Annotated in this window: 12 protein-coding genes and 1 other annotated feature; of the genes, 8 read left to right on the plus strand and 4 right to left on the minus strand. The window is 34.5% G+C overall.

Annotated elements, in window-relative coordinates; genetic code table 11:
- Positions 1–40 precede the first annotated feature (40 nt).
- Entirely contained in the window at positions 41–871 is an 831-nt protein-coding gene (locus WKS98_RS02980; protein WP_498916778.1) for an SH3 domain-containing protein, read from the plus strand.
- Between the two features lie 59 nt (positions 872–930).
- Here WKS98_RS02980 and WKS98_RS02985 read toward each other — a convergent pair whose 3' ends face one another.
- Entirely contained in the window at positions 931–2079 is a 1149-nt protein-coding gene (locus WKS98_RS02985; RefSeq protein WP_498916780.1) for a cobalamin-independent methionine synthase II family protein, read from the minus strand.
- Positions 2080–2156: 77 nt separating this feature from the next.
- Positions 2157–2392: a binding site (T-box leader), on the minus strand.
- A gap of 160 nt (positions 2393–2552) precedes the next feature.
- Between WKS98_RS02985 and WKS98_RS02990 the strand changes: the two genes are divergently transcribed.
- The 6 genes from WKS98_RS02990 to WKS98_RS03015 are packed head-to-tail and all read left to right on the plus strand — an operon-like array spanning position 2553 to position 8052.
- Positions 2553–3701 (plus strand): TlpA disulfide reductase family protein, encoded by a 1149-nt coding sequence (locus WKS98_RS02990; RefSeq protein ID WP_498916782.1) that lies wholly within the window; start codon positions 2553–2555, stop codon positions 3699–3701.
- A gap of 2 nt (positions 3702–3703) precedes the next feature.
- Positions 3704–3856, plus strand: coding sequence for a CD1871A family CXXC motif-containing protein (locus WKS98_RS02995; protein ID WP_498916784.1), 153 nt, complete (start codon positions 3704–3706; stop codon positions 3854–3856).
- Positions 3849–4724: a 4Fe-4S binding protein gene (locus WKS98_RS03000; RefSeq protein WP_498916785.1), complete on the plus strand. Its 876-nt coding sequence runs from the start codon at positions 3849–3851 to the stop codon at positions 4722–4724. Before WKS98_RS02995 ends, WKS98_RS03000 begins: the two co-directional genes overlap by 8 nt.
- Before the next feature lie 11 nt (positions 4725–4735).
- A complete protein-coding gene (locus tag WKS98_RS03005) occupies positions 4736–6013 on the plus strand; it encodes an ABC transporter permease (RefSeq protein WP_498916787.1) in 1278 nt (425 codons plus the stop codon).
- Between the two features lie 9 nt (positions 6014–6022).
- A complete protein-coding gene (locus WKS98_RS03010) occupies positions 6023–6664 on the plus strand; it encodes an ABC transporter ATP-binding protein (protein WP_237036919.1) in 642 nt (213 codons plus the stop codon).
- A gap of 11 nt (positions 6665–6675) precedes the next feature.
- On the plus strand, positions 6676–8052 hold the full coding sequence (locus WKS98_RS03015; RefSeq protein ID WP_498916789.1) for an ABC transporter permease: 1377 nt from the start codon (positions 6676–6678) through the stop codon (positions 8050–8052).
- Positions 8053–8077: 25 nt separating this feature from the next.
- Here WKS98_RS03015 and WKS98_RS03020 read toward each other — a convergent pair whose 3' ends face one another.
- Genes WKS98_RS03020 through WKS98_RS03030 form a run of 3 tightly spaced genes read right to left on the minus strand, consistent with a single transcriptional unit; the run spans position 8078 to position 10613 of the window.
- Positions 8078–8638, minus strand: coding sequence for a hypothetical protein (locus tag WKS98_RS03020; protein WP_498916791.1), 561 nt, complete (start codon positions 8636–8638; stop codon positions 8078–8080).
- A gap of 14 nt (positions 8639–8652) precedes the next feature.
- A complete protein-coding gene (locus WKS98_RS03025; protein WP_498916793.1) occupies positions 8653–9963 on the minus strand; it encodes a sensor histidine kinase in 1311 nt (436 codons plus the stop codon).
- A complete protein-coding gene (locus tag WKS98_RS03030) occupies positions 9960–10613 on the minus strand; it encodes a response regulator transcription factor (RefSeq protein WP_498916795.1) in 654 nt (217 codons plus the stop codon). The genes WKS98_RS03025 and WKS98_RS03030 overlap by 4 nt, the downstream gene beginning before the upstream one ends.
- A gap of 160 nt (positions 10614–10773) precedes the next feature.
- Here WKS98_RS03030 and WKS98_RS03035 point away from each other — a divergent pair, with 160 nt between their 5' ends.
- On the plus strand, positions 10774–11694 hold the full coding sequence (locus WKS98_RS03035) for a substrate-binding domain-containing protein (RefSeq protein WP_498916797.1): 921 nt from the start codon (positions 10774–10776) through the stop codon (positions 11692–11694).

Here is an 11694-nt window from a genome sequence, read left to right on the forward strand (position 1 = left end):
TGTAGTATCATTAATATAAGAAAAAAATTAGGTGGTTTATATGAATTTAAAAAAATCCAACAAATTTGCAATAGGAATTGCAGCAATCATATTTATAATTATCATTGCCATAATCTCGTCCTATGCGGTAAACAAGTCAGGTATAAGAAAGCTTGAAGAAGAGGCTATGGAATATATAAATGACGAAGACTTTGGTCCAGCTTCTTCCATATACTCTAGACTATACACAAAGACAGGGGATAAGACTTATCAAAAAAAGAGGGAAGAAACAACAAAGCTAAAGGAAGAGTCAAAAGTATATCATCAAGGTGAAACAAAACTTGAAGAAGCTGACTATTTTTCTGCCATAAAAATTCTTGCGAGAATAGATAGACAGGACTCAAGATATTATGAAAAGGCTAATAAAAAATTAAAAGAGGCGGAAGATAATATTATTTCGGAAGCGAAAAAGGCCATTGAAGATGACAATGTATACTTTGCATCTTCAATACTGAATGACTATTTGAAAGTAGTTGGAGATTCTGAAAAAGCAAATGAACTTCTTTCTAAAGTAAAATCACAAACCCCTGGAGAAGATGACGACGGAGAAGAAAGTAGCGATACAAATTCTTCAAAAGTTGAAACCGATGAACTTCCAGAAAGCCCAAAGAACTGGGTTGGAAAGACAGTGGAGATAAAGGCGCAAAGATCAAACTTAAGAGCAGAGCCAGACCTTAATGGAAAAGTTGTTGGCCTTGCAGTTAAGGGAGATGCAATAAAAATAAAGAAAATAAAAAATGATGGAAGCAGAATCTGGTGCTACGGAACTATTACCAAGGCAAAGGACGGTAAGCAAGTTGAAGCATGGATTTCTGGAAAACTTTTAAAATAAAAGAAACCCTATGACCATGGTCATAGGGTTTTTTATATGAAGGGGGGTGTGGATATGGATTATTCTCCCCAAAATTCTTTTGCGATTTTTTGTCCTTGGTCAATCTTAGCCCATTGTTCTTCAATAGTAAGTTCATTACCTTCGTCACATGAAGCAAAGCCACATTGATGTGAAAGGTATAGTCTATCCTTGTCTATTATTGAAGCTGCCTTTTCCAATAATTTCAAAGCTCTTTCTTCATCGTCAAGGGTATTTGTTTTACTTGATAATAGACCTAGAACTATTTCACAGTCTTTGTCTTTAAAAACTTCTAGTGCATCAATTGAGCCTGCTCTATAGTCGTCCCATTCAAGATAAAACCTGTCGTAGTTTTGCTTTTCTAAGAATAGATGTGCAATTGATTCATAAGTTCCGTCGCTTGCAGATCTTGATTCATAATTTCCTCTACAGTTGTGGGTGTAAACTTTTAGACCAAGCTCATGACCGTATGCAATAACGTCGTTATTTAGGTTGATAAATTCATAGGCCAAGTCTTCGCCTGGTTTTTCAGTATTTTCTGAAATTGGCGCATTGTTATTGTCATCGGAGAAAATTTCCCATAAGCAGTCATCAAATTGAACTATTTCTCCACCGACTTCCTTAAACTCTTTCAAGAAGTCCTTATAAGACTGTTTTAAATCTTCTTTAAATTCTTCTACCTTTCCGTCGTAGTATCCACCATTTAAATTACCAAATAGTGCTTGCTCTCCAAACACATGGGATGGTGAAGGGATACATTGTTTTACAGCCCTATCTCCAGCAAGGCTTTTTAATCTTTTGAAGTGGTCTATAAATGGATGGTTCTTTCCATTTAACTTATCGGTAATTTTTATTCCAATATCTTTTCTTGTTTCATAAACTCCAGTGTTGCCCTTGTCCCTAAAAAGGTATCCAGATTTTGCAAGATGCCTTTCAACACCATGAAGACCCCACACAAAGTCAAGATGCCATAGGGATTTTGAAAACTCTCCATCTGTTATTTCCACAAGGCCATGTTTCTTTTGTTCTTCAACTACATTAGCAATTTCTCTGTCTTCTTCTTCCTTATAACCTTTAATTTCATCGTAGAATGGATATGTTATATCATCCCTCTTTTTAATTTCTTCCTTGAACTTTAATAGTTCTTCTCCTCTTAGTAATGATCCTACTGTTAAAAATCTTTTGCTCATAATTAGCTCCTTTATAAAAAATATTTTTAGAAATAAAAGGTTGAGGGCAAAATTTATATAAAAAAAACTTCATCCTTAAAAAGGACGAAGTTACTCGCGTTACCACCTTAATTTTATATCAATCTCACAATTAATAACTCTTCAGGTACAAAATTATACCCTATCGCTGTAACGTGCGCACACGGATTGTCTTAAATATTCGGACAACCAACTTAGAGGCCATTTTCAGTTTTCTATTACTCAACTACTTTCACCATACGTAGTCTCTCTGTGCAGCTTTTCAAAAACCTACTTTTCTCATCAACGTTTTTATTTCTAAATTCATTATAGAGACCGTTTTTGTTTTTGTCAAATAAAAAATTAAAAAATTTTTTGTCATTTCATAAACGTTTCATAAAACTCTTGTAAGATATGTTTGTAATCAAAAATGAATTACAAAAATTTACTTACGAGATTTAATGCGGAGGAACAAAATGAAAAAGAATTTATTAAAAAAGGCAACTCTTCTACTTGCAGTAACTTTAACCATTACAGCAGTGGGATGCCAAAGAAGAGGAAATACAAAGGGAAGTGCAGCGGGACAAGCTATTGACCCAGGCAAGGCGGGAATGTCCACAGATGCAAAGGGACAAAACGAAACTTTTAAACCGGCAGACTATGGAATTGAAGCAAAGGACGAATATGTTTATGAATTTTTAGGACTTAAGTTTAAACTTCCAGAAAATATTAAAACTGAAATCAAAAATAAAAACTTAAACATGTCCGACGATCAAAGCCCAATAGACAAAGAATTAAAATATGCAATGTTAACTTTTAGCAAGATGACAGAAGAACAAAAAAATGCTGAAGTTAATAAAATGGGTGACGAACTTGAAAAGTGGCAAGAAGAACTTGAAAGAGTTGCTACCATAGGAATGTTTGAAAAGGGAATGTCTGAAGAAGAAATTTCTAAAATAACTAAATGTGACAGCCATAAAAAAATTGGTGAATCATCAGATGGCAAATACGAATACTACTTAAGTGTTAAAGAGGGAAGCGAATTTGCAAAGGAATTTGAAAACACAGAAATTGAAGTCATAGACAAAAAAGAAAGACCAGAAAATGGCTTTGTACTACAAGAAAAAACTGACTTAGAAGGAACAGTACCTTTTAGTGGTGGTTCTGTTGAAGACATAAGTAGCGTTGTTACAAAGGACATTAACGGTAAGGAATTTTCAAAGAAGGACTACGAAAAATACGACCTTACCATGGTTAATGTGTTTGCAACATGGTGTACAGCTTGTATAAAAGAAATCCCTGACCTAGTGGAACTTCAAAAGGAAATGAAGGACAAGGGCGTTAACGTAGTTGGAATTGTAACTGACACTATGGATGACGGTGGCGAAAACAAAGACGCCATTGCAAAGGCAAAGACTATTCAAGAGAAGACAAAGGCAAATTATCCATTCCTAATGCCAGACAAGTCTAACTTCAATGGAAGATTAAATGGAATCCAAGCTCTACCAGAAACTTTCTTCATTGACAAAAATGGAAAGATTGTTGGAGAAACCTACTCAGGTTCACATGATTTAAAAGCTTGGAAGAAGATTGTAGAAAAAGAATTAGAAAATTTAAATAAATAATTATGAAAGAAAAGTTTTTAAAGAGCCGAGTTACAAGCTTTGCTATCTTAGCCATTGGTGCTTTTATGATTTACTACGGTTACAGCACTGGAGAAGCGAAGGTTGTACTAGAAAAGGCAATAAGGATATGTATGGAGTGTATTGGAATTGGATAAAACAAATAGAAATAAGAAAAATAAATATAAAATACACGACTCTATAAGACATATTTTTCAGTCATGTTGGTTTCTAATAACCAACTCCTACTTCGAAGGATATAAAACCGGAAAAATTTACGGTGGGAATTTAAAGAAGATTTGCGTTCCAGGCATGAATTGTTATTCATGTCCTGGGGCCAAAGGCTCCTGTCCCATAGGGTCGCTACAAGCAGTTTTAGGAAATTCAAATTTTAAATTTAGTTACTACATAGTTGGATTTCTATTTTTTATAGGAGCACTAGTTGGAAGATTTGTATGTGGATGGCTATGTCCCTTTGGACTAGTTCAAGACCTTTTATACAAAATTCCATTTTTCAAAAAGATAAAAACATTTAAGTACGACAAGCACTTAAGAAAATTAAAATATGTAATTTTACTTGTCTTTGTAATATTATTACCTTTGTTTTTAGTCGATGTTTTAGGACAGGGTTCGCCATTTTTCTGCAAACTAATCTGTCCAGTGGGAATGCTTGAAGGTGGAATACCCCTTGTGTTACTTAACAAGACCATGAGGAGTGCAATCGGATTTTTATACTATTGGAAGGCTACAATTTTAATCATAACAATATTACTTTCAATTATGATTTACAGACCCTTCTGCAAGTACATTTGTCCCCTTGGAGCAATTTACTCAGTATTTAATCCCATATCGGTATTTAGATATAAGGTCGATAAAGACAAATGTATTAATTGCGGTAAATGCAAAAGAGTTTGCCAAATGAATGTAGATCCAGTGAAAAATTGTAATCACTTAGAATGTATTCGATGTGCAAGATGTAAAAATGCATGTCCAGTACAGGCTATCAACTATAAATTCAAAAATTAAAGGAGTTTACATTGTTTAAAAATGCTTTAAGATATGTTACGAGAAAAAAGAATCGTACAATTATCGTCTTTATTATTTTAACAATCGTGCTTTCATGTCTATACTCTAGTTTAAGTGTGTTGAAGTCCAGTGGGAAGATGGAAGAGTCCCTTTACAAAACTTCCAACTCCTCACTGGCACTCACACGAAAGGACAATGGACATTTTGAAGCAAATCAGTTTAAAGACATTGGAAAAATAAAAGAAATTGACGAAGTGGTGTACCAATACTTTGGCCTTGCAAAACCAAATGGAGCAAAGGTTGTGGAAGGGGAGCAAAAGGTTCAAAGGGAAGACCTACCAAGTGAATTTAAAAATATTTTGGCAGTGGAGGGAGCTACTAGCACAAAGAGAAATGTACTTTTTAGCAGTGGCGTGTTCACCATTAAAGAGGGACGTCACATCGAAAAGAGTGACGTAAACAAGGTGCTCGTTCACGAAGAGTTTGCAAAGAAGAATAATTTGAAACTCCATGATAAAATAGGTCTAGAATTTGTTGAAATTGGGAAAACCGAAGCAAATAAAGAAGAGCAATTTGAAATCGTTGGAATATTTTCAGGAAAGAAACAGGAAATGTACACTGGAATGTCTTCAGACTTTAGCGAAAATAATATTTTTGTTGACTATGAGGGAGCTCAAAAGGCCATAGGGAAAAGTGGTGACAGTAAAATTGTAAATAAAATTTCGTTATTTTCAGAAACTGCGGACAAGATGAAATCTGCAATGGATAAAATAAAGGCAATTGACGCACCATGGGAAGATTATAATTTAGAAAAGGACTCAAACGCCTTTGAAGAAGCCCTTGAATCTGTTACAGGAATAAAACATATAATAAAGATAATGACCTATGCCATAATGATTGGTGGAGTTGTGGTACTTTCTCTAATACTAATACTTTGGTTAAGGGAGAGGATCTATGAAATAGGAATACTTTTATCCATCGGTGTGAGCAAGGCAAAAATAGTAGGACAGTTTATACTGGAACTTTTATTTATTTCAATACCTGCAACGGTTTTTTCACTGCTATTTGGTAACATCATGCTAAGTCAAATAATCGGTGGCTTTATAAATTCAGAAGGTGCTGGTGCTGTTACAGATAGCATGCTAAAGGGTGGAAACTTTACAGAAAGCCTTATTACTTTTTTACAAAGCTATGGAATACTCTTAAGCATTATCATACTATCAGTTTTAATTGCATCTTTAATGATTTTAATAAAGAAACCAAAAGAAATATTATCAAAAATAAGTTAGGAGAATGGAATGGACGTATTAGAAATAAAAAATGTAACATATAGTTATGCAAATTCAAGGGAAAAAGTTTTGTCCTCGGTAAATCAAAAGTTTGAACTTGGACAATTCTATGCCATAATCGGTAAGTCGGGAACGGGAAAGTCCACACTGCTTTCACTACTAGCAGGTCTCGACAAACCGAAGAGCGGAAAGATTTTATTTGAAGGTGAAGACATAGAAAAAAAGGGATATAGCAATCACAGAAAGAACAATATCTCACTGGTTTTTCAAAACTATAACCTAATTGACTATCTTTCACCACTGGAAAATATAAGACTTGTAAACAGCAAGGCATCTGAAGACATCTTATTAGAGCTTGGCCTTGATAAGAGTCAAGTAAAGAGAAATGTTATGAAACTTTCCGGTGGACAACAACAGAGAGTTGCTATTGCAAGGGCGTTAGTGTCAGAGGCTCCAGTAATCTTAGCCGACGAACCAACTGGAAACTTAGACGACGGCACCGCGGGAGAAATAATCGACGTGCTAAAAAAACTTGCTAAGGAGAGAAACAAATGTGTAATAGTTGTAACTCATAGCAAGGAAGTTGCCAAGGCGGCGGATGTTGTGCTAGAACTTGATAATAAAAAATTAAAAGAGATAAGAAGAAACTAGGAGGTATAGAATTGATTAGAAATGCTTTTGCATATGTAACAAGAAAGAGTTTGAAATCATTAATAATCCTTTTGGTTATCTTAGCCATGTCAACACTGAGTCTAATCAGTTTATCCATAAAAGATGCTACAGATAGAGCCTCAGAAGAGACCTTTGGAAATATTACAAATAGTTTTTCCATGGAGATAAATAGACAGGTTAACATGGGAACACCAAGGGGTGGCGGTAATGTTAAAGGCGAAGATATAAAAAAGATAGCTGAGTCAGAGGATATTGACGGCTATGTTAAGAGGATTAACAGCGTTGCAGACCTAGTGGACCACGATATTATAGAAACAGATGAAACCCGTGCAGGTATGTCTGAAGAAAGAGCAAAGAACTTCGGAAGAACTGTTATGCTTACAGGAGTTAATGACTCATCAAAGGAAACTAAATTCGTTTCTGGAGCATATAAATTAGTTGAAGGTAATCACTTAGAACCACAAGACAAAAATAAAATTTTGATGCATAAGGACTTGGCTGCAAAAAACAATTTAAAAATTGGGGACAAACTAAAAATAAAATCCAATCTATTTGATGCGGACAACGAAAAGGGTGCCGACGAAACAGTAGAAGTTGAAATCAAAGGGCTATTCGATGGACACAATGAAGGTGGAGTAACTGCAGCACAGGAATTATACGAAAACACTTTAATAACAGACATTGACACAGCTGCAAAAGTCTATGGCAACACAGAAGACACAGCAGTGTACCAAGATGCCACATTCTTCGTAAAGGGAGACAAGGACCTAGACAAGGTTATAAAAAATCTTGGTAAGCTCGACATCAACTGGAGAGAGTATAACCTAATAAAGAGTTCATCAAACTATCCACTACTACAACAATCAATCTCAGGCATCTATGGAATCGCAAATAAATTATTTGCAGGCTCACTTATATTTGCTGGAATTGTTGTTTCGTTGCTACTACTATTGTGGATGAACGCAAGAAAGAAAGAAATTGCAGTACTACTTTCCCTAGGAATTTCCAAGGCAAAGATATTTGGACAATTTGTAATTGAATTACTATTTATTTCCATACCTGCCTTTATAGGTTCCTACTTCCTTGCAGATTACACAGGCAAGATGATCGGAAATAATATATTACAAAAAGTTACAGGCGACATCGCAAAGCAAGTTGCAAAACAAGCTTCATCTAGCCAGCTTGGTGGAGGTGCAGAAGTTGACGGATTTAACAAGACACTTACAAGCCTAGATGTAAATATAATGCCAAAGGCTGTGGGTTATGTAGTTATATTTATGTCCCTTGTACTTTTAATTTCACTTGTAATATCATCTACAAAAATTTTAAAGAAAAATCCTAAAGATTTACTAATAGATACAAATTAAAAAGTCGGTGCATTGCACCGACCTTTTACATTTCCAAAAGTTCATCCACTGATTCCCTAACATTATCCACATCACAAAACATTGGATCTAAATGTGTTAAAAAGTGCCAGTCATTATTATCTTTTTCTTTATACAATATGGCTTCGCCGTCTTCTGAACCGAAGTAGCTTCTTGAAACTTCGAAACCCTTTTCTTCTAAGTAGCTCTTTGCTTCGTCAAAAACCTTCTCACGGTTTTCAATATAACTTTTCACGTCGCTATTTTCAATGGCGTAGGCATCCACTCTTGTAACTCCGTCCACTAGTCCACTTCCAGGCTTTGACAAGTTTGGAATTTCCTTCCAATAGATATCTATATCCCCTTCGCCAACAAACATAAATTTTGTAATTGGAACAATATTATTATTAAATTCCAATTCCAAATAGTTTGGTATGGTGTCTAAATTTATTGATTCATATAAAAATCCATCTTCCTCAACACATCGATAGCCTTCAAGCTTTGAAATAAATTCTCTGCCCTCTTCAACGCTGTTAAATGTTGCAAGTTCAATTGAAATACCTTCTTGGTACAATTCTAAAATATACATATTAACTCCTTTCATTAAGACAATTCTATTTTAAAAATAAATTTTTTATTGTCCTTAGATACATCATAGTTCAAATTATAATTTAGTAAAAGATTTCTAACTATATATAGTCCAAGGCCGTTGCTATTTTCTTTGCTAGAATTAAATTCCACATTAAAAATTCTGTCAATGTCAAAGTCACTTTCAAAATTATTTTCAATATAAAACCAATCGTCAACAACGCCTATGTTAATAAAGCCACCTTCTTTAGTGTATTTTACAGCATTGCTTACAAGATTTGATAAAATAATTTTAAGTGCTGATCTACCAATATAAATTTCTTCATCTGCAATCCCGTTTTTAATGGCAATATTTTTTTGGCTTGCCATGACCTTATACTTTTCTAAAACATCTTTTAAAAAATCATTGATTCTTAAGGTCTCTTCATCGTCCTTTAAGTGTTCCAGTGAAGAGATGGAAAGTATTTGTGAAATGTTTTGGTTTAGTCCATCAACAATTTCAATGCAGTTATCGATGTAGTAGTCTCTGTCTTTATACTTTCCAATATTGAATTTCATATTTTCAAGTATTATCTTTAGACTTGCCAGTGGAGTTTTAAGTTCGTGGGAAGCTCCTCTAAAGAAGTCGTACTTCAATTTTTCTAGCTTTAAAATCTCTTTATTTTTAATTTCTAAGTCGTCAATGGAATCAAGGAGAGTAAAATATAAATTATTAATCTGATCCTTTAGTTCTCCCACTTCATTTTTAGAGTCCACATTTAACCTTGCACCTTCATCAAGCTCCATCATTTTATCAGTAACATTTTTAATTTCTTGAATATTATTCTTTATGGCCTTTGCATATATCAAAGATACAACTATTGAAAATAGAAATGAAATTGAAAGGGAAAAGGGTAAAAACTTCAAACTAAGTTCTTTGGCATCCTTTTTCATGTTTGCAGTGGAAAGGAATTGTACAAATACTTTTTTATAATCTTCTAAAGTAATTTCTCTTTCCTCGATGATTAATGAATTGTTGTCACTACTTGGGTCGATGCCAATATTATTTTCAATGGGAACTTCATTGTCCTTTACATTGTCATTCACAAAGGCCTTTATGTCGCTGCTCTTGGAATAAAAATCCAGTGACTGCTTTACTGAAGCTAGGTCCTTGCCGTTTAAGTTTGCAGAGATTTCGTCTGCCTTTTCAGTAATCTCTTCCTTTCTCGTTTCCAAATAGGTCTTTGGAAAGATAAAAAACACCAGTGAATGGATTAAGAGAATTATTACTGCAAGAACGGAAAAAATCTGTATAAACATTTTAGGAAATATTTTTAAATTTTTCATTTTCTCTCCAATTTATATCCAACATTTCTTATGGTCACAATGCAGTCAAGCTCTAGCTTCTTTCTAAGCTCTTTAATATACACATCTATAACTCTGTCAAAGGGAATCTCGTCAGTTTCCTTCCACACATTATCTATTATCTGTGATCTTGTTAGGGCTTGCCCTTGGTTGTCTAACAGGTACTTAAGTATCTCAAGCTCCTTTGCATTCATATCCACTTCCTTGCCACGAAGCTTTGCAGTGTAGCTTGTGAAGTTTACTTCAGTGTCGCCGTATTCAAACTTCTCCGCTGAGCCGGAATATTTTTTTATTAGTGAGTCCACCCTAACCTTTAGCAGTGGTAACGAAAAGGGCTTTTCAATATATCCATCTGCCAAATTTGTAAATGCATCAATTTTATACTCTTCATCACTAAAGGCAGTTAGAATTAAAATTGGCAGTTCACTTTTCTTTCTAATCTCCTTTAGCACATCCAGTCCATTTATATATGGTATCTGAATGTCCAAGATAACAAGGTCTATGCTAGAGTCAAATTTTTCTAAAGCCTCTTTGCCGTCGGCAGCCTCTTCCACCCAGTACCCAAACTCTTTTAAATATTCACTTACCCCTTCTCTTATAACTTGATCATCTTCTACAATGAGAATTTTCATAAACTCCTCCAATTGATTTGTTGCTTTAATTATACTAAATTTGCTTAGATGAAGAAAACTATTCATTTACAAATCTATTTAACATGGATTTAACAAATCTCTACTTTCCATTTAACAAAGCCTTGTTATATTGTACTTACAATAAAGTTGGAGGTAAAAAATGAAAGGGAGATTTAAATTTTTAGGAATTTTATTAGCAGTAACATTATTATTCACTGCATGTGGTAAAGGTGGTTCTGATACAGAATCAACAGAAGGTGCTGGTAACGAAACAACAGCAACAGAAGAAGCTTCAAATAAAACTACTGGTGGAATGGAAGGAATGATTTCCGTTGTATCAAGAGAAGAAGGTTCAGGAACAAGAGGAGCTTTCGTAGAACTAGTTAAAGTAGAAGATAAAGATGGAAATGACGCAACATCAGTAGAAGCTGTTATTCAAAATAATACTGAAGCAGTGATGACAACAGTATCTGGTGAAAAATCAGCAATCGGATATATCTCACTTGGTTCACTAAACGACACAGTTAAGGCTCTAAAAGTTGATGACGTTGAAGCAACTGCTGAAAATGTAGCAGATGGAAGCTACAAGATAGCAAGACCATTTAATATCGTTACAAAAGAAGAACCTACTGGAGCAGAAGCTGACTTCATTGGTTTCATTCTAAGTGAAGAAGGACAAAAGATTGTTGAAGAAGAAGGCTATGTAAAAAGCCCTGAAGCAAAGGACTACACTCCAGATGAAAGTGCATCAGGCTCAATTGCAATAGCAGGTTCTTCGTCAGTAACTCCAGTAATGGAAAAATTAGTTGAAGCTTATAAAAATGTAAATCCAAATGTTAAGATTCAAGTAAACATGTCCGACTCAACTACAGGCGTTCAATCAGTAAAAGATGGTATCGCACAAATCGGTATGGCATCAAGAGAACTTAAGGACAGCGAAAAGGATTTAAATAAAGTTGTTATAGCAATGGATGGTATTGCTGTAATTGTTAACAAGGACAACAGCTTAGATAGTATTTCAATGGACAATTTAAAATCAGTTTATCTTGGAGAAATTGAAAACTGGGAAGACGTAAAATAG

Origin of the sequence: Lagierella sp. ICN-221743, assembly GCF_037890055.1 — a bacterium.
Lineage (GTDB): Bacteria > Bacillota > Clostridia > Tissierellales > Peptoniphilaceae > Mediannikoviicoccus.